The organism is Streptomyces sp. TRM49041 (assembly GCF_008271805.1).
Taxonomy (GTDB): Bacteria; Actinomycetota; Actinomycetes; order Streptomycetales; family Streptomycetaceae; genus Streptomyces.
In genome coordinates this window covers 13,380-39,470 of record NZ_VSRY01000172.1, presented here as the reverse complement: position 1 = coordinate 39,470, position 26,091 = coordinate 13,380, and the positions used below count along the sequence as shown (strand labels likewise).

Sequence of the window (26,091 nt, the reverse complement as noted above, 5' to 3'; positions counted from 1 at the left end):
ATGCTGGCACGGAGAACCGGCGATTCGCCCCGGCTCGGCGGGAATCCCGTACGTGAGCATTCTCCCGTTCCCGTCCGGGAACCCGCCCGGGCCGCGGGCCGACTACCTGGAGAAAGCCTCCGCCGTTTTTCCGCAAGACCCCTGAAGAGGCCCGAAGAACACCGACGACCGTCGAAGACACCCGAGGACACCTGAAGACCACCGAAGGCCCACCGGCGACGTCCGTCCGATTCCGGCCGTTCGCCTCCGGGGCCTGGGAACCTCGCCCCGACTGCCCGCGACTATTGGGGTGTAGCCCGCCGCACGTCGGGCGTGAAAGGACCGAGCAATGCCGCACCGCGAACAGGATGGCGTACCGGGCACGGAGAAGCCGGAGAAGCCCCAGAACCCGTTAACGGGCGACCGGAGCCCATGGATCCTGGTCGCCATCGCGGGCGCGCTGTCGTTCACGGCAATGCTCGATATGAACGTCGTCAATATCGCCCTGGCGACGATATCCACCGATCTCGACGTCTCCGCTTCGATGGCGCAGTGGGCGGTCCTCGGCTACCAGCTGGCCGTCGTGTCGCTGCTGCTGCCGGCGGGCCGCTGGCTGGACGGCGGCGGCAAGGGCGGGGTGGGGCTGCGGTCCGCGCTGCTGCTCGCGATATCCGGGTTCGCGGCGTGCGGGCTGCTCGCCGCGCTCGCTCCGTGGATGGCCTGGCTGGCCGTCGCCCGGATCGCCCAGGGCACGTTCGGCGCCCTCCTGTTCGTCCTCATGCCCGTCCTGGTGATGCGCGCGGTGCCGCCGTCGCTGCGCGGCCGCGCGATGAGCGTCCCCGCCACGCTCGGCCCGCTGGGCGCGGTCACCGGCCCGGCCGTCGGCGGTCTGCTGCTGGACGCGTTCGGATGGCGGGCGGTCCTCCTCGTGAAGCTTCCCGTCTGTCTGGCCGCGCTCTTCGTCGTGCTGCGTGTCCTGCCGAAGAAGGGCGGGCTCACCGCCCCCGGCCGGCAGCCCCTCACCGACGCCGCGCTCGTCGGCAGCGCCGTCGCCGCGCTCCTCCTCGCCCTCACCCTCGCCCCCACGGTCCCCGCCTGGCTGCTGCTCGGCCTCGCCGCGCTGCCCCCGGTGCTGTGGTGGACGCGCCGCCCCGCGGCCCGGCCCGTCGTCGACGTGGTGCGCGCCTCGGGCGTGTTCGGGGTGTACGGCGCCGTGTGCTCGCTGGCCGCGGGCTTCGCGGCCATGCACTACGTGGTCGCCCTGCGGCTCCAGAGCGACAGCGGCCTCTCCGCGACCGCGACCGGTCTGACCGTCCTCGCCTTCCCGCTCGCCATGGGCCTCATGGGCCCGCTGGGCGGGCGCCTCGCCGACCGGTACGGGGCCCGGCCCACCGCGGTCGTCGGCGCGACCGTCACCGCGCTCGGCCTCACCCTGCTCGCCCTGATCGGCGGCGACGGCTGGACACAGGGCGACGTCGCCTGGCGGCTCGCCCTCGCGGGCGCCGGCATGGGCCTGTACGGCGGGCCGACGCAGACCCTCGTGATGACCGCCGCGCCGCCCCGTGCCGTGGGCATCGCCGGCTCCCTCGTCCAGCTCTCCCGCAGCCTCGGCTTCGCCATGGGGCCCGCGCTCGCCGGTGCCGCGTGGGGGCTCGCGGGCTCCGCGCAGGGCCCCCGGTACGCGCTGATGATCTCCGCCGGGGCGGCCTGGCTCTGCGTACTGCTCCTGGCCACGCGGCGCACCGCCGCCCGCACGCCCGCCGAGGCGCCCGCCGCCCCGGCGCCGACACCGTCCCGCTGACACCGGGGGCGGTGTCCCGTCGGGTCAAGCATTCATGGTGCCGATGCCGACGCGGTAGTGCCGTGGAGGCGGATGTGGGCGGCGCGCGCCGCGGACTCCAGCGCGTCGAGGCGGGGCAGCTCCAGGTCCGGGGCACGGTCGGCGTCGGGCCGGCCGTAACCGAAGCCGACCCAGGCGGCGGGCATTGCGGCCGCGTGGGCGGCGGCGAGGTCGTGTCTGCTGTCGCCGACCATGAGGCCGGCGGAGCCGCCGGCCAGCTTCAGGGCGTGGCGCAGGGGTTCGGGCGAGGGCTTGCGGCCGGCGGGCCCGTCACCGGTCACGACGGCGTCGAACCAGCCGTCGAGGCCCAGCGCCCTGAGCAGCTCGGCCGTGACGCCGCCCGCTTTGTTGGTGCACAGCGCGGTGCGGATGCCTGCCGCGCGGAGCCGGGACAGCAGGACCTCCGCGCCCGGGTACGGCCGGGACTCCTCGGCCGGGGCCGCGGCGTAGCCGGTCAGGTAGGACTCCTGGGCGCGGGCCACGAGTGCGGGGCCGACGGCGCGCCCCGACTTGCGCACCGACGCCTCGATCAGCGCCGTACCGCCCTCGCCGACCCGGTCCCTGACCTCCGTGCGGGAAAGGGCGGGAAGGCCGTGGTCGCGCAGTGCCGTGTTCACCGAGCGGACGATGTCGTCGAGCGTGTCGACGAGTGTTCCATCGAGATCGAAAAGGACTGTGTCCACGGTCCGGAGGCCGGTTTCCGTGGTTTCCGTGCGCGTGATGATGTCAGCCTCAATTCATGGGTGTGGCGGAAAATGTCATGCCGCTGGAGGTGGTTTCCGGCCATGGAGATCGGGCGGTGTCACGGGGGCGCGTCGAAGTGGCTCCGGAATCGACGCGGGCATCATGCCCATGGGAGCCGAAAGGACTTCGAGGCGGGCTTCAGCGCCCGGTGTCGCACATGCTGAACAGCGCCACTGACCTGGGCTGATGGGCGAGTTGATATGCGTCGAGCGCAATTCGTCAACGCCTCAGGCGGTGTTGACGCGATATTTACGGGAGGAACGCGTGAGCCCCCGTGAGCGCTGTCCGAAAAATGGCACGAAACACCAACCTGCAGTCCATCCTCTTGGCGCCTGTGGCCTTTTGTCAAGGGTTGGCCGGGGTGCCGGTGAGCGGGAACAGAATGGTATCGACCTGGTAGCCGGAACCCGCAGGCTTATTGGTGCTGTCGTCATCCGCTTGCAGAGGATGTCCTATGTCATGTGCCTCAATTCCTGCCTATAGTCCGAGCACTCAGGTGACCCGTCGGCGGATCACCAAGAATCTGGTGGCCCTTGGAGAGCTGTACAGCGAACTGACCCACTCCCTCACCTCGTCCCGGCCCTCGCGCGCGGTGGTCGAGCGGGTCCGGGAGCGCGGTGCTCCCGGTATCCCCCTCAACACCCGTGCCGTGGAGGTCCGGGACGAGATACGGGGGGTGCTGGCGAGCTGGGCCGCGGTGGTCCGCGAGGGGCGGCGGGTGCAGGCGCCGACCCGGAACACCGTCGCGCTGCTGGCCTTCCTCGGCCACCACGCCGGCTGGCTCGCCGGTCACGAGGCGGCGGAGGACCTCGTGACCGAGACCGACGAACTGGTGAAGGCGGCCTGGTCGGTGCTGTCCGGGCGTACGGACCGGCACATGGTGATCGGTCCGTGCGTACGGCCCGGCTGCCCCGGGACGCTGGTCGCGCACCTCGGCTCCGGCACGCCGTCCGGCCGGGCCGCCATCACGTGCTCCGCCGAGCGCGGGCACACCTGGTCGCCGGACTTGTGGCACACCCTGCACGAGACGCCGTCGCCCCCGCGCGCAGGCCGGGGCGATGCCGGGCTCACCGCCGAGGACATCTCCACCGGGTGGCGTATCGCCTCCGGGACGGTGTACTGGCTGGCCAACACCCATCGGTGGAGGCGGCGGAAGAACGGCCGCAGGGTCTTCTACGACCGGGACGACGTGCTGGCCACGATGCGTGCGCGGAGCGAGGCGGTGCGGGGCGCGGCCGACGAGGCACCCGGCCGCTCCGCATAGGCCCACGTCACCGTTGCCGTTCACGTCGTCCTCCTCCTCTCCACTGGTCACAGGGGCCGCCCTCTGCCAAGGGCGGCCCCCTCCGCTCGCCCGCTAGGGCACCCTCACGGGTACCGCTCCGGGCACGGTCCCGGCCGCTGCCCCGGCCGGGGAACGGTGGTCGAAGGCGATCAACGGATCGCCCGTCAGGGGGTGTTCGACCACCGCGGCCCGCACGCCGAACACCTCGGCGAGCAGCTCCGGCGTCAGCACCTCGTGCGGGGTCCCGGACGCCACCACCCGCCCCTGGTGCAGCACATGGAGCCGGTCGCACACCGAAGCCGCCGCGTTCAGGTCGTGCAGCGACACCAGGGTCGTACGCCGCTGGTCCCGCAGCAGGGCGAGCAACTCCACCTGGTGCAGTACGTCCAGATGGTTGGTCGGCTCGTCCAGGACGAGCACGTCGGGGTCCTGGGCCAGGGCCCGGGCCAGCAGGACCCGCTGTCGCTCGCCGCCGGACAGCGCCGAGAACGCCCGCCCCCGGGCCTCGGCCATGCCGACCTGCTCCAGGGCCGCCGCCACGACGGCCCGGTCGGTGTCGTCCTCGCCGGAGAAGGGCCCCTTGTACGGGGTGCGGCCCATCATGACGATCTCGCCGACCGTCAGCTCGAAGTCGCTGCCACGCTCCTGCGGCAGCGCCGCCACGCTCCGCGCGGCCCGCACCGGCGCCAGGTCCCACACGTCGCGGCCGTCCACCAGGACCCGCCCGGCGGCCGGCCGCAGATGCCGGTACACGGTGCGCAGCACACTCGACTTGCCGCTGCCGTTGGGGCCGACGAGTCCGGCGATCTCACCGTGCGCGGCGATGAGGTGGACCCCGGAGACGACGGCCCGCCCGGCGTAGGCGACGCTCAGCTCCTCGATGGTGATGTTCACGCGTTCCTCCCGAGCCGCCGGTCGAGCAGATACAGCAGCGCGGGCGCGCCGATCAGCGAGGTGACGACGCCGACCGGCAACTCCTGGGTGTCGAGCGCCGTACGGCACACGATGTCGACGACGACCAGCAGTACCGCCCCGAACAGCGCCGTCACCGGCAGCAGCCTGCGGTGGTCGGCGCCGACGAGGAGACGGCAGGCATGCGGGACCATCAGCCCGACGAAGGCGATGGCGCCGGACACGGCGACGAGGATGCCGGTCAGGACGCTGGTGACGACGAACAGTTCGCGGCGCAGCCGGGCAGGGCTCACACCGAGGCCCGCGGCCGTCTCGTCGCCCATCATCATGGTGTTCAGCGGCCGGGCCCGCGCCTGGAGCAGCAGCAGCGCCGACGGCACGGCCAGCGCGGGGACGGCGAGCGTGTCCCAGCTCGCGCCGCCGAGGCTGCCCATGAGCCAGAACAGCACGCCCTGCGTCTGCTGCTCGTCCCCCGCCTGGAGGACGAGGTAGCTGGTGAACCCGGTCAGGAACTGCCCGATGCCGACCCCGGCCAGCACCAGCCGCAGCGGCGAGAACCCGCCCCCGCGCCGGGCGATCAGCCACACCAGCGCGAAGGTGGCCAGCGCCCCCGCGAACGCCGCGCCGGACGTGCCGAGCCCCAGCGCACCGCCCGCGCCCAGCCCCAGGACGAGCGCGGAGACCGCGCCGAGCGAGGCGCCGCTGGAGATGCCCAGCAGATACGGGTCGGCGAGCGGGTTGCGTACGAGGGCCTGCACGGCCGTACCGATCACGCCCAGGCCCGCGCCGACGACGGCGGCCAGCAGGGCGCGCGGCAGCCGCAGCTGCCAGACGATCAGGTCGGAGGTGCCGGGCCGGGGCGCCTCGCCGGACAGCCGCCGCAGCACCACCGACCACACCTCGCGGGGCGGGATGTCCGTCGACCCCCATGACACGGCGAACGTCAGCGCGGCGAGCAGCGCCACGCCCAGCACGGCGGCGAGGACCCCGGCCCGCACCTGGCGTACGCCGGTCGTCGTCCGGGGCGCCGTCGGTTTCCCGTGGGCGGGGGCGGTCGCCTCCGCCTCGGCCTGAGCTGTCGGCATTACCGGTCGGCCTTCACCTTGCCGGGGTACAGCGTGGCGGCGATCCGCTGCACGGTGTCGGCGTTCCTTACGCCCGCGATGGTGGTCACCTCGGCGCCGATCCGCAGGAACCTGCCGTCCTTGACGGCCTTCAGGCCGCTCGTCGCGGCGTTGTTCTCCAGCCACTTCCGGGCCTCGTCGAAGGCCCTCTCGGTCTCGGCGGCGCTGCCCCGGTTCCGTACGGACAGCTGGATCCAGTCCGGGTCCGCGGCGACGACGTCCTCCCAGCCGACCTGTTTGAACGTGTCGTCGCAGCCGGCGAAGACGTTGCGGGCGCCCGCGAGGGTGATCACCGCGTGGCCGATCTGCCGGTTGCAGACGGCGACGGGCTGCTTGGTGCCGGCGTCGTAGTCGAAGAGGAAGTAGGTGGGCCGGTCCTTCTCGGGAGTGCCGCCGACGGCCTTCTGGACGGCGGAGACCTTCCGGCTCATCGCGTCGGCGAGTTCGGTGGCCTTCTCGCTCGTGCCGGTGACGGCGCCCAGCGCCTTGATGTCGTCGACGACCGCGGCGAGGTCGGTCACGGGGCCCTTCGCGTTGCCGGCGCAGGCCGTGGACTTGAGGTGGACGTGCTTGATGCCGGCCGCCTCGAACTCCTTGTCGGTGGGTTTGTCGCCCATGCCGTGGCCGCCGCGGTTCACCGTCGCGAACGTGTCGACGTACAGGTCGGCGCCGGACCCGAGCAGCTTCTCCTTGGGGATGACCGTCCGGCTGAGCACCGGCACCTCCCGCGCCCGCGCGTCGAGACCGTCGGGGAGGGCGCCCGCGCCGGGCGGGAAGCCGGTGCCGATGACCTTGTCGCCGGCGCCGAGCCGCAGAAGCAGTTCCAGACCGGCGGCGTTGCTGGTGACGATCCGCCGGGGGGCCGACGTGAACGTCGTAGGGGCGCCCTCGCAGTCCGTCATCTCCACGGGGAACCCGGCTTCGCCCCCCGCCCCCTTCGCGGCGCCGGCCGGCGACCCGGAGCTCTCGCCGCCTGCCCCGCAGCCGACGGCGACGAGCGCCAGGACGGCGGCGGTTCCGCACCACACGCGAGGTTGCATCAACACTCCTGACTCCGTCTTGCGATTCGGGGATCGTGAACGGCCCCGGACAGGTAGTCGGAGCGGTCTCCCTTCGAGTTCCCGGCGGGTCCGTTCCGGCGTCGCGCGGCACACCGCGGGGCGCCCGTGTGACCGGCACCCGTTCGATTACAGTGCTCGCCGGAGACGTCGTGGGGAGGGGCCTCTCGGTGAGTACCACAGCGGCAGCCGTCTGGGGCCGGGCGGAACAGCAGGACTACCGCGCCCGGGTACGGGGCTGCCTGCTCGGCGGGGCCATCGGCGACGCCCTCGGCGCGGCCGTCTCCGGCCTGCCCGTGGAGGCCATCCGGAAGGTCCACGGCGCCGACGGGCTCACCGACCTCGCCCCCGCGTACGGGCGGCGGGGCGCCGTCACCTACGCCACCCAGCTCAGCCTGTTCACCGTCGACGGACTGATACGCGCGCAGGTTCGCCGGGACACCGGGGCCTGGCATCCGCCCAGCGATCTGCACCGCGCCTATCTGCGCTGGGCCGCGACCCAGCGGGACTGGGGGCCCGACGAGCGGCGCGAGGGCGACGGCTGGCTCGCCCGGCAGGAGTGGCTGTACGCCCGCCGCGACCCGGCCCGCGCCTGCCTGACCGGTCTCGGCGACGACGTACTCGGCACCCTCGACGCGCCGAAGAACCCGGCGGCCCGGGACGCGGGCGCGCTCGTCCGGTCCGCCCCGTTCGGGCTGCTCGTCGGGTGGGAGCCGCATCTCGTGTGCCAGCTGGCGGTGGAGTGCGCGACGCAGACGCACGGGCACCCCGGCGCGTATCTGGCGGCCGGTGCGTACGCGGTCGTGGTGCACGGCGTGGCGCGGGGCCAGGACATCGAGTCGGCGGTGCGTGGCGCGCTCGCCCAGCTGGCGCCGCGGCCCGGGTACGAGCCGGTCGCGGAGGTCCTGAACCGGGCCCTCGGCGCCGTACGGCAGGGGGCGCCGACGCCGGACCGGATCGCGTCACTGGGCGACACGGACGGGGAGGCCGCGGAGGACGCCCTGGCGATCGCCGTCTACTGCGCGCTGGTCGGCGAGGACGTACGGCACGGGCTGCGGCTGTCGGTGAACCACGACGGCCCGTCGGAGGTGACGGGCGCGCTGACGGGTGCCCTGCTGGGGGCGCTGCACGGCGAGACCGCCCTGCCGCCGGCCTGGCTGGCCGAGCTGGAGGGGCGGCCCACGCTGCTGGAGCTGGCCGACGACTTCGCCATGGAGATGACCCAGGGCCCGGCGCTGCACGGCCCGTCGGCGGCCTCGCCGGGCTGGCTCGCCCGCTATCCGCGCGTCTGAGGAGCGGCCGCCTCGGGTGCCTCCGGGGCGGAACTGGAGGAGGACTGCGGGGCGGGCAGGGCGGAGCGGGTGAGCCGCCGAGGTCCGGAGCGGGGAGGCTGGACCTGCGGCGCCGTTCAGGGGTCACACTGCCGGGTACCCACCGGTATGTCGACCAACTTCACAGAAAGGGCCGGAAAAGGAACGGGCAAGGGGGCTTCGCGGGGTAAGGCCGAGCCCCCTCGGCCGGGACGGCGGACCAGTCGAGAGGGCTCATTCGTGGTGCGGGGAGGGGGAGGGCGGAGGCTCAGAAAGAGCCGGTGCTCACCTCGCGGACGAACGCGTTCCACGCGCCCGGCACGAACGTGAGGGACGGGCCCGTGGGAGCTTTGGAGTCCCGGACCGCGATCGACGCGACGACGGGGGACTTGACCTCGACACACGCGCCGTTTCCGCCGGAGTACGAGGACTTCGTCCAGGTGTCCGTGGCGCCCTGAATAATGGCCATGTTCTTCGCTCCGGTTCTGGCTGGTTCTGGGTGGTAGCAGTCGCGCCAACCCTTCAGGCTGGCGTGATCGACGCTACTCGCCCAACCTCCGTGCGCGGGACAGTCATTCACTCGACCGGATGGCATATTCAGGCTCGGTCTTCCGCTGGGAGCCGGTCGGGGTGTACCGTGCCGGCTTCCTCAACGACGGATCGGTCGATTCCGGAAATACCCGGGTGACTCGCGTGACTCGCGTGACTCCGACATCAGGGCGGATTCAACTCTCGGCGTGGTCCTTGGCGACCTGGGCGATGAACTGCCGGGTCTGCTCCACGCCGAGCGCCTGGGCGCGCAGATGCTCGTACATCACGCTGTACCGCTGCACGTCGTTCGGCTTCTCCAGGTACAGGTCACTGGTGACGCCCTCGATGTAGACGACGGACGAGTCGGTGGCGTCGGGGAACTCCAGGATCGCGTAGTGACCGCTGATGCCCGGGTGGGCGCCCATGTCGAACGGCAGGACCTGCACGGTCACATGGGGCAGGTGCGACTGCTCGATCAGCGACTCCAGCTGCTCGACCATGAGCTGCCGGGTGCCGACGACCCGGCGCAGCGCCGACTCGTCGATCACGGCCCAGAGCCGCAGCGGCGGGTCCGCGTCCTTGATCCGGTCCTGGCGGCGCGTGCGGACGTTGACGCGTTTCTCGATGTCCGACGCCGGCGCCTCGGGCAGCGCCCCGGTGATCACCGCCTCCGCGTACGACCTGGTCTGGAGCAGTCCGGGCACGATCTGCGGCTCGTACACACGCAGCGACGCGGCGTCGGTCTCCAGGCCGATGTAGACGCTGTACGGAATGTCGCCGAACGCGTGCCACCACCCTTGCTGCCGCGAATCCTTGGCCATCTGCATGAGCGAGTCGACGATGCGCCGGTCCTCGACCTCGTACACCCCGCACAGGTCACGGACGTCGCGCTGGCTGATGGACCGGCGGCCGTTCTCGAGGCGGCTGATCTTCGACTGCGAGACCAGCAGCCGCTCGGCCACCTCCTCCGCCGTCATGCCTTTGGCCTCGCGCAGTCGGCGGAGCTCCATGCCCAGTCTGCGTCGCCTGACGGTGGGATTGACATTGGACGCCACGGGAACTTGCACCTCCGGCTGCCTTGCTGTCGCTGGCGTTGCTCTGCGTATCTACCGCTCAGCAGACTGCCACCAAAGGGCGTGCCGCGCTGGAGAATTGCCACACGGGTGAGCAAACGGCGAACGCGCGGGACGGCCGGAAGGCCGTCCCGCGCGCCCGTGCGGCTTTCCGGACCGCGTCGTGTGGGGACGCCGGTGCGGTGCGGGACGTACGGGGTCGTGCGGAGGTTCAGCGCGCGGCGACGCGGGCCATGGACCCGGGGCGCGACGGCGCCCGCATCGGGACCGCGGCGGCCTGGCGGCCGACGCCTCCCGTTGCGGCGGCACGGCGCGGCTGCGCGGCCGCACCGTTCTGGACGTCCATCACGGCGTGCGCCACGAGGCCGCCCATCGGGTCGTGCCTGATCAGATCCCGGAGCCGGGAGCGCGACGAGCGCCCCTCGTTCCCGGGGTACAGGTGTTTGCCGAGACCGACGGCGTGCGCGAGCGCGGCCAGCGCGGCGGTCCGCGGGTCCGGCGGCACGCCGGTGCGGATCGCGTTGTCCAGCCGGGACCTGATCTCCCGGCTGATGGCCGTCTCCGTCGCCTGATAGCGCGTCGTCGGCAGTACCCCGCACATCTGGCTCTCGACGGCATGGACCATGCCGCACCGCTCCAGATGCGAGAGATACGTCTGACGCAGCCCCAGCCGGGGCCCGCCTATCCAGTGGACGGCCCGGACCGGACTGCCGCGCCTGCGCAGCAGTTCCAGTGCGGAGTCCAGCGTCGGATCTCCTGTCGGCCGTGGCATCACCACGGCGATACGATCCCCGTCAGGGGCTATCCGTCCTGCCAGAGCCAGCTCCACTAGCTGAGCTCCGGCGAGGCCGAGGTCGAGCGACTGCGGCTGCGCTGTGGTACCCGTGGCCGGGTCCAGAGCGAGCAGCAGAAGCTCCTCCGGAAGTGTTCTGCGGCTCTTGCCCATCCATGCCTCCCCGCGTGGATGAATGACAGGGTGACCCCTCTCACATTCATCTGTCGAGAGCGCCTGGGTGCTTCGTGCGGGAACCGGTAGGTATGTCGTTCTCGTCTTGCACGGGAGCCAAGTGCTCACACAGGACACTGGTACATGGTTCGGACAGTGCGTTGGTTGAGGAGGCACGGTGGCGGGCGAGTCCCCCGACAAGTCGGAGCAGCGGAAGTCTCCGGGGGAGACTGCTGCGGGCGGGCGCGATCCGCGGCTCGCCGTCTTCGGTGATGCGGAGACCGTGACCGGGGCGGCTGGGGTGGACCAGCCGACGGCCGTGTTCAAGGCGCCGAAGGCGGAGGAGCCTGCGGAGTCGGGAGAAACGGAAGAATCTGACAAGAGGGCTAATTCCGGCGAATCGGAAGAGGCTCCTGAATTGGACGAAAATCCGTCTGAAGTCGACGAAGCTTCTGACGCGCCGGAAAGCGAGGAGACCGAGGAGACCGAGGACGTCGAGGAGGCCGAGGAAGCCGAGGACGTCGAGGAAGCCGACGACGACTCGGAGAAGGCGCCAGCCACGCCGAAGGCCGGCGCGTCCGTGGATCAGCCCACCGCGGTCTTCAACGCCTTCGAGAGGCGCCCGCAGCCGGTTCCTCGGGTCGACCAGCCGACGACGGCGCTGACCCTCAAGCCGGAGCCCGAGCCCGAGCCGAAGCCTGAGCCCGAGCCTGAGCCGAAGCCCAAGGCTGAGCCGAAGCCCAAGGCTGAGCCGAAGCCGGACGCTGAGCCCAAGCCCAAGCCCAAGCCCAAGCCCAAGCCCAAGCCTGAGCCCAAGCCCAAGCCTGAGTCGAAGCCCGACGCTGAGCCCAAGCCCAAGCCCAAGGCTGAGCCCGAGCCCGACGCCGACTCCGAGCCGCCGGTGAACAAGTCGGCGCCGACCAGGCCCGCGCCCAAGTGGGCGACCGGTGCCGACGCCGACGCCGACGGTGACGCCGACGCCGAGCGGGCGAGCAGGTTCGTACCGCTGCGCTCCGACGACGTACGCCCCGCGGCTCGCACCCGCGCCACTCCCGCGCGAGCGACGACCGCCCCGGACAACGCGTCCGCGACGGCCGCCGAGACGAAGGGGCCCGGAGCGGGGTCGGCGGCGGCGTCCGCGCCCGCCTCCGCCAAGGCGCCGGCCTCCGCGTCCGCCTCCGCGCCCGCCTCCGCCAAGGCGCCGGCCTCCGCGTCCGCCTCCGCCTCCGCGCCCGCGTCCCCGGCCGAGTCCGAGGCGACCGCCACCGCTACCGTCGCGGCGCCGTCGCTCACCGAGGCCGAGCGGACGAAGCAGCAGCCCATGCCGCCCCTCCCGCCGCTGGACCTGCTGGCGGAGCTGACCAACACACCGCCCCCGCCGGAGACCCCGGTACGGACGCTCGTCCGCCGCGTCAAGATCTGGACGCCGCTGGTCCTGCTCCTGGTGATCATCTTTGCGACCGTGCAGCTGCTGCGGCCGCTGCCCGACCCGACCCTGAACCTCTCCGCCGACGCCACCTACACCTTCGAGGGCGGTCGGCTGGAGATGCCGTGGCCCACCGAGGGCCAGGGCGCGGTCGAGGTCGAGGGCGTCGGCATGATCGGCACCTACGGGCCGCAGCAGCCCGCGCCGACGGCGAGCGTCGCCAAGACGATGACGGCGTACGTCCTCCTCCGCGACCACCCGATCAAGGACAAGGACGCCGGTCCGAAGATCGAGATCGACGCGTTGACGGAGGAGCAGTCCCACAACCCGGACTGGTCGGTCGCGCCCGTGAAGGAGGGGCAGCTGTACACACAGGGTGAGCTGCTCCAGCTGCTGATGATCCCGTCGGCGAACAACGTGGCCCATCTGCTGGCCCGCTGGGACGCCGGCTCCGAGGAGGCGTTCGTCAAGAAGATGAACGACGCCGCCAAGGACCTCGGGATGACGAACACCACGTACACGGACCCCAGCGGCTTCGAGAAGACGACCGTCTCCACGCCTCTCGACCAGCTGAAGCTGGCCAAGGCGGCGATGAGGTTCGACGCGTTCCGCCAGATCGTCAACATGCCGAACGTCAACCTGCCCCAGATCGGCCGCCAGCTGGAGAACGGCAACACGATCCTGCTGAGGGGCGGCGTCGCCGGCATCAAGACCGGTACGTCGACCCCGGCCGGCGGCAATCTGCTGTGGGCCGCGTACACCAAGATCGACGGCAAGCTGCGGCGCGTCATCGGCATCGTGATGGGCGTCAAGAGCGGCGCGTCGCTGAGTGACAAGGCCACGCTGGCCATCAACACGTACAGCTACGGCCTCATCAAGGCCGCGCAGGACGGCGTCACTTCGGCGCCGGTCGTGAAGCAGGGCGACATCGTCGGGTACGTCGACGACGGCCTCGGCGGCCGTACCCCGGTCGTCGCCACGAAGGACCTGAAGCCGGTCGGCTGGGCCGGGCTCGAGGTGGAGCTCCAGCTCACCGACGGCGACAAGGGCCTGCCGCGCACCGCGGCCGACGGCACAGTCGTCGGCGAGCTGGCGGTCGGCACCGGCGAGGGCCGGGTCAGCGTCCCCGTGGCGCTCCAGCAGGACCTCAAGGAGCCGGGCTTCGGCGCTAAGCTCACCCGACTCGGCTGACGGAGTACGCACACGCGGCCAGGGCGCCCCGGAGCACCGGGGCGCCTTCGCATGCACCGGAGAGGGGGCTTGACGCGGTGACCACCTTCGAGGCGGAGCCGCCGGACGCGCGGGCGGGGCGCTGGTACACCACCCCGGTCGTGGCGGCGACGGCCCTGGCGGGTGTGCTCCACCTGGCGTGGTTCCTGTTCGTCGCGAACAGCGGCGGGGACCTCGCCGCGCAGGACGCGTGGGCGGACTTCGCGACCCGGCACCCGGACTCGGCGTACAACCTCGCCTGGTACGGCGGGATGCACCCGGTCTCGTACAGCGTGCTGTCGCCGTACGTGATGTCGCTGCTCGGCGTACGGACGACGATGATGGTCGCCGGGACGGTCTCGGCGGCGGCCACCGCGCTGATCCTGATGCGGACGCGAGCGGTCCGCAACACCCTCGCCTGCTCGCTGGCGGCGGTGTTCGCGCTGCTGTGCAACGCCCTGTCGGGGCGGGTGACGTTCGGGCTCGGCCTGATGTTCGCGCTGGGCGCGGTCGCGGCGGTGTTCTGCCGGCCGCGCCCGGGCCCGCCGCGCCGGTGGTGGGCGCGGCGCGGGGCGAGGGCCGTGGTGGCCGGGCTCCTGTCCGGCGTGGCGACGGCGGCGAGCCCGGTGGCGGGCCTGTTCCTGGGCGTCGTGGCGGCGGCCCTGTTTCTGAACGGCCGGCGGGCCGCCTCGTACACGCTGGGTGTGCCGCCGGTGGTCGTGGTGGCGGTGTCGGCGCTGCTGTTCCCGTTCTCGGGTACGCAGCCGATGGGCTTCGGAACGGCGGTGCTGCCGCTGGTGTTCGGCGTGCTGACGCTGCTGCTGGTGCCGAGGGCATGGCGCACGGTCCGTACGGCGGCGGCGCTCTACGCCGTGGGCACGCTCCTGACCTGGCTCATCGACTCCCAGATCGGCTCTAACGTGACGCGGCTGCCGATGCTGTTCGCAGGCGTGGTGCTGCTGGCGGCGCTGCCTTACGCGGCGCGGCGTGTCCGGTACGGGCTGCTGGCCGCGCTGGTGGTGTTCCACGCGTGGGTCGGCTTCAAGAGCGTCGACGACGTGGTGCTGACCGCGCCGCACGCGTCCTGGACGGACGAGGCGGCGCCGCTGGTCGAGGAACTGCGGCGCAGGGGCGCGGAGCGGGCCCGGGTGGAGGTCCTGCCGGCCCGCAGCCACCGCGAGTCCTCCGCGCTGGCCCCCTACGTCAACCTGGCGCGCGGCTGGAACCGCCAGGCCGACATCGAACGCAACCCGCTCTTCTACGACGACACCCTGAACGCCGACACCTACCGAGCCTGGCTGCACCGCTGGGCCGTCCGCTACGTCGTCCTCTCGACGGGTGCCTCTCCCGACACGGGCGCCCAGCGGGAGAAGGCCCTCATCGAGGCGGGCCTGCCGTACCTGGACCTGGTGTGGTCCGACGCCAACTGGCGCCTGTACGCCGTCCGGGACGCGACCTCGCTGGCGGGGCCGACGGCCGCCGTGGACAGGGCGGGCGCGGACGGCATGACCCTGCGCGTGGCGAAACCGGGCCGGATACTGATCAAGGTGCCGTACTCACCGTGGCTGTCCCTGGTGGACGAGAAGGGCGAGCGGCTGACGGCCGGGACCGCCGGCGGCGGGCAGCCCTGCCTCCGAAGGTCGGAGGAGACAGGGGAGGGCGACGAGTGGACCGAACTCGACGCCCCGGCCGCAGGCGTGTACCGCCTGGCGGCCCCGTACACCCTGTTCCCCCGGGGAACACCGTGCGCCCCGTAGGCGAAGCGTTATCACTTACGCCCTGGGGCGTGACCTTCCCCTACTACCGTCACACGCGGGAAGGACCGCGACGGGGGAACAGAAGATGCGCACGACCGACGGACGCCGCAGGCTGCCGGCCGCGACGGCGGCACTGGCTCTGCTGCTGCCGCTGCTGACTTCGTGCGAGGACGGCGACGGGACGGCCCGGAAGCCGACACCGACGCTCGCGTCATCGTCATCGTCGCCGTCGGCCCCGGCGACCCGGTCGTCGCCGCTTGTCTCCGAGCCACCGGCGACGAGCCCGGCCCCGAGCACCGCGGCGCCCACGTCACCCACACCGACCCCGGCCACTCCGACGCCGAAACCGGCGCGGACGTCGAAGCCGAAGCCCCCGCCCGCCCCGACCCGTCTGTCGATGTCGACGGCGACGCCCGGTGGGAAGATCACCCTGGTACGGGGCGGCGCGCCCCAGGAGTTCACGGTCACGCTCCGCAACGGCAACACCCACGCGTACACGCGGCTGCGCCTCGCCTTCCAGATGGAGATCCTGTTCGACGACGATCCCGCGGCCGACCGCCCGCCCCAGGACGGCTTCACCCTGGAGCGCTGGGACCCCGCGACGGGCACCTGGCGCCCCGAACAACTCCGCATCGCCAACGACTACATGCCCCCGAGCATGTACGAGGGCGGCACGCCTCTGGCACGCGACGCGGTCCGCACCGAGCGCTACCGCCTCCGGGCCCAGGCCAAGGGCCCGACGGGCAGCACGCCGCTGATGGTGAACCTCATCGACACCGCGGCGGACACGAGAGCGGCCGGCGCGATCCTGCCTCACACCACCACCAGAGGCTGACGGGTTCCCCGGTCGTCACGCGCGGCAGCGCGGCGTCTGCGTACGCCGGCGCCGGACACCTCCAGGGGGCCCGGGTCACCTCGACGAGTCCGGCCGCCCGCAGACACTTCTCGGATGACTGCCGCATGCCCACCGTGCCGTCCTCATGTGTGCTGTCCGCCGGTTGCCGTGTACGCGTACCGGTCACCGCGCACGGCCTCGGTCCGGTCACCGCGGACCGTGTCGACGAAGGCCGTCGGGTCCCGCGGCAGTTCGTCGCCGCGCCACGCCACGTACCCGTCCGGGCGGACCAGTACGAAGGACCGTTCGTAGAGCCGGGCGACATCCCCGTCGTCGCCCCCGTTCCGCACGGTGAGCGGTACGCCCCGGTCGGCGAAAGCGCGCTCGACTCCCGCGAGTCCGTCGTGATCGGCGGCGAAGCGCAGCAGGACGAACCCGTGCCCGAACAGGTCGAGCGTGGAGGTGGTGGAGTCCCACCACGCGTGCGCGGCGCGGTAGCCGGGCTCACTGCCGGGGCGCCAGTCGGCGTCCGGCGTGCCGTGGCGCACCGGCACTTCGGGGTCTTCGATGATGGCGGGGGAGCTGTAGCGCAGCCCGAAGTGGATCTGCGGGGCGTCGAACTCCCGCTGTACGTCGCTGCGCTCCAGCCGCTCCGCCATCTCCGCACGGGCCCGCTCGCCCTCGGGCCCGTCCAGGTGGACCTCGGGCGGTACCTGCCTGCGCATGGTGCGCTGCAGGTTGAGGTGGGCCTCCCGCAGACTCTCCACGGCGATCGGCCTGCGCTCGGTCTCGTATGTGTCGAGCAGCCGGTGCCCGGCCCAGCCGTTCAGCGTGGCCGCGAGTTTCCAGCCCAGGTCGGCGGCGTCGCCTATGCCGGTGTTGAGGCCGAAGCCACCGGAGGGCGACAGCGTGTGCGCGGCGTCGCCCGCGAGGAAGACGCGCCCGGCCCGGTACCGGTCGGCCACACGGTGGGTGAGATGCCACTCGCCGTCGCTCAGCAGCTCCACCGGGGTGTCGAGGGCGAGGGCGTCGCCGATCAGTGACCGCGCGTCGACACGGTCGGCGGCGGGGTCGTCCACGCCCACGACCAGGTTGTACAGGTCGCTGCCGTTCAGCGAGCGCATGGGGAAGCGCAGCGTGGACGACAGCATGAGGAAGTAGACGAGGGCGGCTCGGTCGCCGAGCCGCTCCTTGAGCTCGGGGGCGCGGAAGAGGATGTTGCGGAAGACCTGCGTACGGTGGCGGGCCGGCGCGTCGATGCCGCAGGCCCGGCGGACCGGGGAGGCGGCGCCGTCGCAGGCGACCACGAACCGGGCCCGGACGGTGCCGGTCGTACCGGTGGTGTGGTCGGTGAGGGTGGCGTCGACGTGGTCGTCGGTCTGCCGTACGCGGTCGACGGTGGTACGGAGCCGTAGCGGACCGTCCGGGTGGACGCCCACGGCCCGCGTCAACACCGGGTTCAGCCAGTGCGCCGGGCAGATCTGGTCGGGCTCGGGGGTGTGCGCGAAGGCCGGGCGGTTCCCGGCCGTCCCACGGCGGTACCGGTAGACCTCGTGGCCGCCGACCCGGGTGACCCAGGCGATGTCCAGGGGGTGGTCGGCCGGCCATCCCGCGCCGCGGACGGCTTCCGCGACACCCCAGCGGCGGAACAGCTCCATCGAGCGCGGTCCGATCGTGCTCACCTTGGGATGCCGGACCTTTCCGTCACCGGCGTCGACGACCATGCAGTCGATTCCGCGGTACGTCAGGTCCAGCGCCACCGCCATCCCGACCGGGCCGCCGCCCACGATCAGCACGTCGGTCCGATCAGCGGAGTGCGTCATAGCGTCCTCACCTTCCTTCGTGACGGTGGCGACGGGCGGGGCGCCCGCGCAGGGGCTCGCGCGGGCGACCCACCCGGCGCTTCAGTGGCTCACGGGCGTTCCGCGATGACCAGGAGGCAGCCGAAGTCGTCGACGCCCGCCAGGTCGGACGGCTGGAAGGCGTCGTCGGTGAAGTGGAAGTTGCCCTCGTCCATGGCCGCGGGGCGGTCCTCGACGGTCGACAGCTTCCCCAGCTCCTCGCCGAGGCGCAGCGTGGTCTGCTCCGTGATGTCGAGGATGCCGCGCAGCCGCAGGCCGGAACGGTGGATCAGCGCGACGTAGTCGTCGACGTCCGCCGTGGTCGACATGAGGTCGCGGCAGAACTTGTCGATGCCCGGGTGCCGTACCTCCTTGCGCGGGGCGCGCTCGAACACGTCGGTCAGGACGAGTCGGCCGCCGGGGACGAGGACCCGGCTCACCTCGGTGAGCACCTGCTGCCGGTCCGGCATGTGGCAGATCGACTCCAGGGCCATCACGGCGTCGAACGACCCGTCCGCGAAGGGGAGCTTCATCGCGTCGCCGTGCTGGAACACGGCTCGGTCGGCGACCCCGGCCTCGGCCGCCAGCCGGTTGGCGGTCTTGATCTGCTCCTCGCTGACGCTGATGCCGGTGACCCGCGCACCGGTGTGCGCCACGACCCGCAGACCGGGACCGCCCACCCCGCAGCCCAGGTCGAGGACATGGGACGCGTCGGTGATCCCCATCCGTTCGATGAACACATCGGTGAGCCGGTCCATCGCCTCCTCGATCGTGGCCTCGGAGTCCGGTGTGTCCCAGTAGCCGATGTGAACGTTGGGGTTGAAGGTGCCGTCGTTCATCGCGTTCAGCGTCAGCCGGTCGTACAGCTCGCCGACGGCTCCCGGCACGGGCAGGGTCTGGGCGGAGTCCTTCATGGCAACGGCCTTTCGGGTCGACAGGTGGAGACAGGTGGAGACAGGTGGAGACGGTGGAGATGAGGTGTGGTGCGGGGGCTGGTGGACGCAGGGCGTTCGCCGCCGCACGCCTCAGCATCACGCCGGGTGGGCCGCGGAAAGACGGACCGGACGAAAACCCCCTCGTTCACGCGGGGGGATGCGCGGCTGCTCCGGCGCGAACGGGTGGGCGGAACGCCGTTCAACCCATGCGCGCCCGAGCCGCTGGGGGATATGAAGTCAGGAGCGCCGCGCGGTGATCAGGACGTAGCCGGTGTGCGGGTGCTTCCCGAAGGACTCCATCAGGTCGGCCGCCGCCGTGATCTGCTCCGCCGCGGGGGCGTCGAGGGAGGCGGCGATCTCCCGGAAGGCGGCCGAGGCGTGCCCGTAACTGGCCCGGACCTGTTCGCCGATGTCCATCAGCTCCAGCAGCTCCCAGCCTCCTTCGGCCAGGCGTGCCCGGTGCTCGTCGGGCGTGTTGATCCCGGCGATCTCGTACACGCTCAGCATGCCGTCCAGTACGGCTCTGTCGTCACCGGTGAACGGCTGCCGTTGGCACAGGTCGGCGATGACCAGACGGCCGCCGGGGCGGACGACGCGGTGCATCTCCGCCAGGGCGGCGGCCTGGTCGGGCATGTGCAGCAGTGATTCGATCGCCCAGGCCCCGTCGAAGGAACCGTCCTCGAAGGGGAGATCCATGGCGTCCGCGAACAGGAAGGAGACCCGGTCACGGGCGTCGGAGCCGGCCGCCTCCTTCGCCGCCTTGGCGAGCTGCTGGTGGCTGACGGTGATGCCGGTGACGCGTACGCCCTGCGACGCTCCCGCGATGCGCAGGGCCGGGACGCCGTTGCCGCAGCCCACGTCCAGAAGGTGCTGATCCGGCCGGAGGGCGAGCCGGTCGGCGACGAGGTCGGTGAGGTGGTCGGTGGCCTCGGTGATCGGGACGTCGTGGTCGCCGTGGTCGCCGTGGTCGTCGCCCCAGTAGCCCACGTGGATGTTGCCGCCCAGGGCCGTCGTGGTGCCGGCGTCGGCGAACACGTCGTACGCCTGGCCGACGGAGTCGGGGGTGGTCTCGGAGGTGGTGTCGGACTGCTGCGTCATGGGTTCCTTCCTCTTGTACGGTGCCGGCGTGTCGCCGCGGGTCACGGGCGGTCGGACATGCCGAGGACCAGGCGTGTCGGCCCGTGGAAGACCATGTCGTCGGCGTAGTCGACCCGATGACCGCCGCGGCCCAGCCCGGGAACGCCGTCCAGCAGCGTCCTGAGGCCGATCTCGGCCTCGGCGCGGGCCAGCGTCGCGCCCAGGCAGTAGTGGATGCCGAGCCCGAAGCCCAGCTGCCGGTCGGCGGGGCGGCGCACGTCCAGAACGTCGGGGCGCGGGAAGCGCGCGGGGTCCCGGTTCGCCGAGCCCAGCAGGGCGACGACCCGGCTGCCGCGCGGCACCTCGTGCCCACCGAGGCGGGTGTCCTCGTACGCCCACCGCGTCACCGCCTGCACCGGCGGGTCGTAGCGCAGGAGCTCCTCGACCGCCCCCGGCGTCAGCTCGGGAGTGCCGCGCAGCTCGTCGAGGACCCGCGGGTGCGCCCGCAGCGCCAGCACCGCCTTCGCAAGGAAGTTGGTGGTGGTCTCGTGTCCGGCGGTGACCAGGTGGACACAGGTGCCCACGATCCCGTCCACGCTCAGCGGTGCACCACCGTCCCGGGCGCGGACGAGGAGCGTGAGAAGGTCGCCGCGGTCTTCCCCGCGCCGCCGACGCACCTCCTGCCGGAAGTAGCGGGCGAATTCGAGGGACGCCGCCTCGGCCCGCGCGTAGCCCTCCGTGCCCTTGCGTGACCGGGTGGTGCCGGCCTCCTGGAGAGCCACCGCGTTGGCGCGGAGCCATCCGTGGTGCTCTTTCGGAATGCCGAGCAGTTCGGAGATGACCAGGATCGGGAACGGCGCCGCGAAGCCCTCGACGAGGTCCGCCTCCCGGTGCCGTACGAACCGCTCCAGTAGCTCGTGCGCGATCTGCGTGACGCGAGGCCGCAGCCCGGCGACGACCGAGGGCGAGAACTCCGTGCCGAGCAGGGAGCGCAGCTCGGTGTGGCGCGGCGGGTCCATGAACACCAGCCAGTTCTCGACGATCGCCCGCAGGGCCTGGTACTCGGCGGGGATCGGGCCGGGCACCGCGCCGGCGTCGGCGGACGCCACGCGCGCGTCCCGGCCGAAACGCCGGCTCGACAGCACCCGGACGACCTCGTCGTAGGAGAAGACGTAGAAGGTGTCCGGCCCGCCCGCGCCCGCGCCCGTACCCGCTCCCGCGCCCGAGCCCGTACCCGCGCCCGACGCGCCGCGATGGACCGGCGCGGTCTCCCGGTAGCGCCGGTACACCGGGTACGGGTCGGCGATGTCCTTCCTGTCCCAGCCCTTGAGGTCGAACCGCGGCAGCGTCGCGGATGGCATGCGGTCTCCTTCGATTCGGCAGTGCGGCGCCGCCGTTCCGGGGGCGCCGCCGGAAGCGCCCTAGCCGCGCGGCAGCCGGAAGTGGTCGGCCCAGAAGGCGCTCATCTCCCCCACGCGAGCGGGCACCATGGGGTGCTTGCCGCATGCCGCCGCGAGGTGGTCGAGGCGCAGCGAGATGCCGCGCCTCGCCACGTCCGGACGGGACACGGGCGCGGGCTGCTCGGTCAGCTCGAACGACGGCCCGGCGGTCATGCCGCGGCGCCCCGACGGCAGGGTCACCAGCAGTTCGGCCAGCGGGCGCATCAGGCCGGTCATCATGTCGATCGCCGCGTTCATCAGGTCGGACCGCCGCAGGCTCTCGTCGGGGCGCTCACCGAAGTGCTGGGCCATGAGCTGCAGCGTCATGAAGTAGGAACGGTTGAACAGCTCCATGACCGACCGGGCGTCAGGGTCGGTGACCGTCTCCATGGCGGGGTTTCCGTGCCCGAGGGTCGGGTTGCGCACGACGGGATAGGCCGGGTTCCACCGTTCGCCGCCCGGGCGCGTCCCCGTGGCCGGTGCACCGCAGAGCAGATCGGAGATCCGCAGGAACGAGGCGTAGTGCGACCGCTCGGCGGTTCGCGGGCCGAGCACCCCTCCCTCTCCCTGCTCGGTGATGACGTCGATCGCGAACAGGGCACTGGAGAGGTCGTCGACCTCGAGCTGGTAGTCGGGGTGCTGCCGGTTGAGGGACTCCCGCAGGAAGAGGTGGTGCTCCCCGCCTCCTCTGCCCTTCTCCACCATGAAGAGGTCCGGGACGCGTTGCAGGCCCTCCCGGATGTCCGCGTACAGCTCGCTCAGCGAGGCGTACGGGTGCCGGTCGTCGTACGGCGCGGGGGCGGCCGCCGCCGTGTCGCCTCGCCGCACCTCGCCGACGAGGTCGTCCGGCCGCTCGATCAGCGTGAACCGCTCGACGCTGCCGAGTCCGAGCCGCTCCAGGGAGAAGTCCAGCGGCACCGACAGCTCCTGGTTGACGGTGCCGAAGTCGATCCGGGGCACGTGGAACGGCTCGCCCACCGCGGTGAGGATGTTGTTGACGAGGAGGAAGTGGATCATCTCCTCGCGGGCGATGTTCAGCAGCATGCTGCGGATGCCCTCGTCGAGGGTCTCCCCGCCGTCGCCGCAGGCGAGCCGGAGCTGCTCGGGCGTCCACACGCCCCGCCGCACGTACTCCAGACCGGCGCCGTGGGTGGGCACCGAGTAGGCCGCGTAGAGGTACTGGAGCATGACGGCCAGCTCGATCGCGGCGGCGTCGCGCAGCACCCCGACGAGTTCGCCGCGGGTGCCGATCCCCCTGCTCCTGCGGCCGGCGGCCGGCTCCGTCAGAAGGACCCCGTCCGGCACCTGCTGGGCCCGCAGGAACTTCAGCAGGAGCTGTGCCTTCGGCTCGGACAGATCCCGCGTCGGCGGCATGTAGTAGGTCTTCGCCTTGTTGCGCGGGTCGCACATCTGCCAGATCAGCTTCGCGTACGTCTCCACCTTGCACCGGTCCGCCAGGCTGAAGACCTCCGCCTTCATGAAGGAGTACAGGTGCTCGTAGTACGCGAAGACCTCCCTGTACACCAGGTCGAAGGTCACCTCGTCCTGGCCGGTCCCGGCCAGCCGCCAGTCGTCGGGAAGCACCCGCACCGACAGGTAGCCGGCGCCGGGCCAGTATCCGAGCGCGTCGTCGTGGTCGTAGCCGAGGGCCGCGGAGCCGGGGAGGTCCATGTCGCACGGCAGGTCACCGGCGCCGGCGGACAGCAGGACACGGGCGGTGCCGGCTGCCGCGCCCCGCATGGTGAACCACCCGCGTCCCGTGTGGTCCGTGTCCAGGGCACAGGCGCTCGACCACGCGCCGGTATCGTCCCGCCGGCCCGCGCGCAGCCGGACGATGTCGACGTCGGAGGACCGCGCCTCGGGGGAGCGGGCGGCCGGGTCGCGCGGGAGGGCGCCGGGGTTGAAGAACTGCCGTACGCCGATCTCGCCGACGGCTCCTGGACGGCCCCGCACGAAGGACCGTACGAGCACCTCGACGTCGTGGTCCGCGTCGTCCGGGCCCCGAGGGTGCTCCAGGAAGAGGCACGCGTCGTCGACCTGGACGTTGATCTCCTTCTCGCGCAGGTGCACCACCGGGCCGCCGGGGCCGGTGCCCACCAGGTGCAGCGCCTCCTCGGCCGCGGCGTGCGCCGGCAACTCGCTGGGAACCGTCACCAGGCCGCAGGCCAGGGCGTACTCCTCCCCGAGGTACGCCTGCCGGGGCACCCGGGCCACCAGTCGGCCGGTGTCCGCCGTACGCAGTTCGAGATCGCCGATGTCGACGAGCGCGGAGGGACCGGCGGCGGGCACCGCGGTGATCATGTTGAGGGTGACGTGTTCGTCCGTCACCTCGACGGAGAGGTTGTGCGGCCCGCCGGGAGCCCGGCCGGACACGCGGCGGTCCGGGACGAGCAGGCGGCCCGCCGGGTATGTGCGTGGCTCGTGCGGCCGCCAGGGGGCGATCGTCCCGCGCAGCTGCCACCGGCTCGGCCGGTCGGGGGCGTGCGGAACGGACAGGTGGCTGAGCGCGAACTGCACCACCAGGCCGCCGGCCTCCTCGGCGGCCACCGTGGCGCGCAGTCGCCGCACGGCCGGGGAGAGGGCCGCCTCGTCGAGCCAGGTCAGCTCCTCGTCCTCGGTCACGACGAACTGGTGGACCACGGACCGGCGCAGCCGCTTCGCCAGCCAGTGATCGCCCACGTCGCGGACGTGGTCGGCGTTGTGCCACCTCGGGGGCTGGAAGCCGCGGACGGCGCCGGTGGCCATGTACCCGACGTCGTGGGAGCGTCCGTCGCGCCCGAAGCAGAACTGTCCGACCATGAGCGTCGTGGTCCAGTCGGAGGACGGATCGATGTCGAAGACACGGGCCCGGTTGACCGTGGTGGCGAGGTACTCGTTGTAGTGCCCCCACATGTCGACACCGCGCCCGACCACCGGATCGGCGGTGTCGATGTCGCCCGCGCGGCCCTCGACGCCGACGATCCGCGCGTCGATCGAGAAGTGCCCGTTGCCGGCGAAGTCCTCGCCCTTGGCCGCGCTGAAGGGCCCGTCGGACGCCGGGCGGCCCGTGCTGTCGAACCGCGGTCCCAGGCGGTCGAGATGCTCGTGGTACTCGCCGGGTGGGCGGTGCGCAGGGAAGGGCAGGCCGTCCTCGGTGAGCGCCGTGTTCGTCGCCAGATCGACGAGACCGCTGCGCGGGCCGGTGGGCAGGTGTGTCGTCGCCGCTCCGCGGAAGTGCAGCCGGGGCAGGTCGAAGACGCTCACGCCGACTCGTCCGAGCGGCTCGGGCGGGTGGCGGCGAACACACGGCTGGCCCGCGGCTCGTACCACTCGATCTCGTGCGCGGCGTCGATCGCCGACTCGATGGCGCCCTCGATCCACGCGGGCTTCGACGAGCAGTGCTCGCCGGCGAAGAAAAGCCCCTTCTGCGGCCGGGCCGCCTCCCGCCGTTCCGCCTCGCGGAGCGCGGCTTCCTGGCCCCAGCGGACCGTGGCCGCTCCGGAGGACCATCGGCGCGCGCCCCAGGCCCGGCCCGCCACGCCCAGGACCATGCCCGGCCGGCGTAACTCGGGGTGCATCACGCTCAGTTCCCTGGTGACGACGGCGTTCCGCTCCGCCTCGCTGAGCCGGCTGAGCGCGTCGGCGTCCGGCCCGATGGTGTAGCTCGCGAGCAGCACCGCGCCGTGTGCCGGGTCGCCGTCGGTGGGCGGGTAGTAGGTCTGCCGCACGTGCCCGCCGGTGAAGGAGGCGCCCCCGCTGATGCCGTCCTTCTCCCAGAACGCCTCACGGCAGTGGAAGGCTATCTTCGTCGCCGCCCAGTACTTCGTCTGATGGACGATGTCCAGCTTGTTCTTGTCGAAGCCGGTCAGCCGCATCTTCCTGAGCACCGTGAAAGGAATGGTGCACACCACGTAGTCGCACGTCCTGGTGACGGTCCTGACGCCCTGGCGGATCCGCAGGACCACCGCGTCGTCGCGGACGTCGATGCCCACCACCTCCTGGCCGGTCGAGATCTCTCCCCGGATCCGTGAGGCGAGCCGTCGGGGGAGCGCGTCCATCCCGTCCCGCAGCCGCACGATGGTGGAGCTGGTCTCGTCCAGCACATCGTCGAGGAAGCGCTCGAGGCGCGGCGGGCAGAACGACCGCACCTGGGGGTGGTCGGCGAAGAAGGTGTGCAGATCGATCCTGTTCTTCGCGCTGCCGCACCGGTAGGGCGTCAAATCGATGTGATCGATGAGGTTCAGCAGTTCCACGCCTATCTCGTCGTGCAGCCCGTCGTAGAACTGGCGGGGGGCGATGGCTCTTATGCTGGCGTCCAGCCAGGCGCCGAACAGCAGCGTGTCACTGCGGTATCGCCGGTCGGGCAGCCCGGCGGCGAAGTCGTCGACAAGGGTTTCGTGTGCGTCGCGCACCCGAAGATATCCCGAGGAACTGGGCAGGTAGGCGGCGTCGTCGGAGAACAGCGTCCGAAATTCGCGAACCTGGTTCTGCAGGCCCAGTTCGGCGATGTAGTGCATGGTCAGCCGGTGTCCGGCGGGGATCCGCATCGCGCCGAGCTCCGCGAACGGCCCGGCCTGGCCGCCGCCTTCCGGTGGGCCGCCAGGAAAGCGATGGGTGTGAATCCGGCCGCCTATCTCGCGGCTTCCCTCGACGACCTGGACGTGATGTCCGAGGCGCTCCAATTCGTATGCCGCCACAAGACCGGCGATGCCGGCGCCGATGACGGTGACCTTCTTCGGTCCACCGATGGCGCCGTCCGGCCCGTCGATCTCCTGCAAGGGTGCCTTCACA

19 protein-coding genes are annotated in these 26,091 nt (G+C 72.1%); 6 read left to right on the top strand and 13 right to left on the bottom strand.

All coding sequences use genetic code 11. The annotated features are described in order from the left end of the window. The first annotated feature begins 328 nt into the window (after positions 1 to 328). On the top strand, positions 329 to 1,780 hold the full coding sequence (locus tag FVS66_RS32400; protein WP_149184834.1) for an MFS transporter: 1,452 nt from the start codon (positions 329 to 331) through the stop codon (positions 1,778 to 1,780). A 32-nt stretch (positions 1,781 to 1,812) separates the two neighbouring features. On the opposite strand, the gene FVS66_RS32395 is transcribed toward FVS66_RS32400, so the two are convergent. Continuing rightward, entirely contained in the window at positions 1,813 to 2,502 is a 690-nt protein-coding gene (locus FVS66_RS32395) for an HAD-IA family hydrolase (RefSeq protein WP_187645795.1), read from the bottom strand. 587 nt (positions 2,503 to 3,089) lie between these two features. Here FVS66_RS32395 and FVS66_RS35590 point away from each other — a divergent pair. Beyond that, a complete protein-coding gene (locus tag FVS66_RS35590; protein WP_222947005.1) occupies positions 3,090 to 3,827 on the top strand; it encodes a hypothetical protein in 738 nt (245 codons plus the stop codon). 93 nt (positions 3,828 to 3,920) lie between these two features. On the opposite strand, the gene FVS66_RS32385 is transcribed toward FVS66_RS35590, so the two are convergent. The 3 genes from FVS66_RS32385 to FVS66_RS32375 are packed head-to-tail and all read right to left on the bottom strand — an operon-like array spanning position 3,921 to position 6,924. Next, on the bottom strand, positions 3,921 to 4,742 hold the full coding sequence (locus FVS66_RS32385; protein ID WP_149184832.1) for an ABC transporter ATP-binding protein: 822 nt from the start codon (positions 4,740 to 4,742) through the stop codon (positions 3,921 to 3,923). Then, positions 4,739 to 5,845 (bottom strand): iron ABC transporter permease, encoded by a 1,107-nt coding sequence (locus FVS66_RS32380; RefSeq protein ID WP_149184831.1) that lies wholly within the window; start codon positions 5,843 to 5,845, stop codon positions 4,739 to 4,741. Before FVS66_RS32380 ends, FVS66_RS32385 begins: the two co-directional genes overlap by 4 nt. Continuing rightward, positions 5,845 to 6,924, bottom strand: coding sequence for an ABC transporter substrate-binding protein (locus FVS66_RS32375; RefSeq protein ID WP_149184830.1), 1,080 nt, complete (start codon positions 6,922 to 6,924; stop codon positions 5,845 to 5,847). Before FVS66_RS32375 ends, FVS66_RS32380 begins: the two co-directional genes overlap by 1 nt. Before the next feature lie 188 nt (positions 6,925 to 7,112). On the opposite strand from FVS66_RS32375, the gene FVS66_RS32370 reads away from it, so the two are divergent. Next, complete coding sequence (locus FVS66_RS32370) at positions 7,113 to 8,234, top strand: ADP-ribosylglycohydrolase family protein (protein WP_149184829.1); 1,122 nt, start codon at positions 7,113 to 7,115, stop codon at positions 8,232 to 8,234. 286 nt (positions 8,235 to 8,520) lie between these two features. On the opposite strand, the gene FVS66_RS32365 is transcribed toward FVS66_RS32370, so the two are convergent. The 3 genes from FVS66_RS32365 to FVS66_RS32355 all read right to left on the bottom strand — a co-directional run bounded on the left by FVS66_RS32365 (position 8,521) and on the right by FVS66_RS32355 (position 10,802). Next, on the bottom strand, positions 8,521 to 8,721 hold the full coding sequence (locus tag FVS66_RS32365; RefSeq protein ID WP_149184828.1) for a DUF397 domain-containing protein: 201 nt from the start codon (positions 8,719 to 8,721) through the stop codon (positions 8,521 to 8,523). Between the two features lie 256 nt (positions 8,722 to 8,977). After that, entirely contained in the window at positions 8,978 to 9,838 is an 861-nt protein-coding gene (locus FVS66_RS32360) for a helix-turn-helix transcriptional regulator (RefSeq protein ID WP_149184827.1), read from the bottom strand. Between the two features lie 229 nt (positions 9,839 to 10,067). Then, complete coding sequence (locus FVS66_RS32355; RefSeq protein WP_149184826.1) at positions 10,068 to 10,802, bottom strand: GPP34 family phosphoprotein; 735 nt, start codon at positions 10,800 to 10,802, stop codon at positions 10,068 to 10,070. 418 nt (positions 10,803 to 11,220) lie between these two features. Here FVS66_RS32355 and FVS66_RS32350 point away from each other — a divergent pair, with 418 nt between their 5' ends. The 3 genes from FVS66_RS32350 (at position 11,221) to FVS66_RS32340 (ending at position 16,029) form a co-directional block, all read left to right on the top strand. Then, positions 11,221 to 13,419: a D-alanyl-D-alanine carboxypeptidase gene (locus FVS66_RS32350; RefSeq protein WP_316248242.1), complete on the top strand. Its 2,199-nt coding sequence runs from the start codon at positions 11,221 to 11,223 to the stop codon at positions 13,417 to 13,419. A gap of 77 nt (positions 13,420 to 13,496) precedes the next feature. Then, positions 13,497 to 15,194 carry an MFS transporter gene (locus tag FVS66_RS32345; protein WP_262387331.1) on the top strand — a complete coding sequence of 566 codons (1,698 nt, stop codon included), beginning with the start codon at positions 13,497 to 13,499 and terminating at the stop codon, positions 15,192 to 15,194. 85 nt (positions 15,195 to 15,279) lie between these two features. Further along, the gene (locus FVS66_RS32340) at positions 15,280 to 16,029 is read left to right on the top strand and encodes a hypothetical protein (RefSeq protein ID WP_149184824.1); all 750 of its coding nucleotides are present in this window, start codon (positions 15,280 to 15,282) and stop codon (positions 16,027 to 16,029) included. A gap of 143 nt (positions 16,030 to 16,172) precedes the next feature. Here FVS66_RS32340 and FVS66_RS32335 read toward each other — a convergent pair whose 3' ends face one another. From FVS66_RS32335 to FVS66_RS32310, 6 genes are all read right to left on the bottom strand, one after another. After that, positions 16,173 to 17,852, bottom strand: a complete 1,680-nt coding sequence (locus FVS66_RS32335; RefSeq protein ID WP_149184823.1) for an FAD-dependent monooxygenase — start codon at positions 17,850 to 17,852, stop codon at positions 16,173 to 16,175. An 89-nt stretch (positions 17,853 to 17,941) separates the two neighbouring features. Continuing rightward, entirely contained in the window at positions 17,942 to 18,784 is an 843-nt protein-coding gene (locus FVS66_RS32330; protein WP_149184822.1) for a methyltransferase domain-containing protein, read from the bottom strand. A gap of 258 nt (positions 18,785 to 19,042) precedes the next feature. Next, complete coding sequence (locus FVS66_RS32325; protein ID WP_149184821.1) at positions 19,043 to 19,903, bottom strand: class I SAM-dependent methyltransferase; 861 nt, start codon at positions 19,901 to 19,903, stop codon at positions 19,043 to 19,045. A 41-nt stretch (positions 19,904 to 19,944) separates the two neighbouring features. Continuing rightward, on the bottom strand, positions 19,945 to 21,243 hold the full coding sequence (locus FVS66_RS32320) for a cytochrome P450 (RefSeq protein WP_149184820.1): 1,299 nt from the start codon (positions 21,241 to 21,243) through the stop codon (positions 19,945 to 19,947). Between the two features lie 60 nt (positions 21,244 to 21,303). Beyond that, complete coding sequence (locus FVS66_RS32315; protein WP_149184819.1) at positions 21,304 to 24,564, bottom strand: ferritin-like domain-containing protein; 3,261 nt, start codon at positions 24,562 to 24,564, stop codon at positions 21,304 to 21,306. Further along, positions 24,561 to 26,090 carry an NAD(P)/FAD-dependent oxidoreductase gene (locus tag FVS66_RS32310; protein ID WP_262387330.1) on the bottom strand — a complete coding sequence of 510 codons (1,530 nt, stop codon included), beginning with the start codon at positions 26,088 to 26,090 and terminating at the stop codon, positions 24,561 to 24,563. The genes FVS66_RS32315 and FVS66_RS32310 overlap by 4 nt, the downstream gene beginning before the upstream one ends. Between the last annotated feature and the right edge of the window lies 1 nt (position 26,091).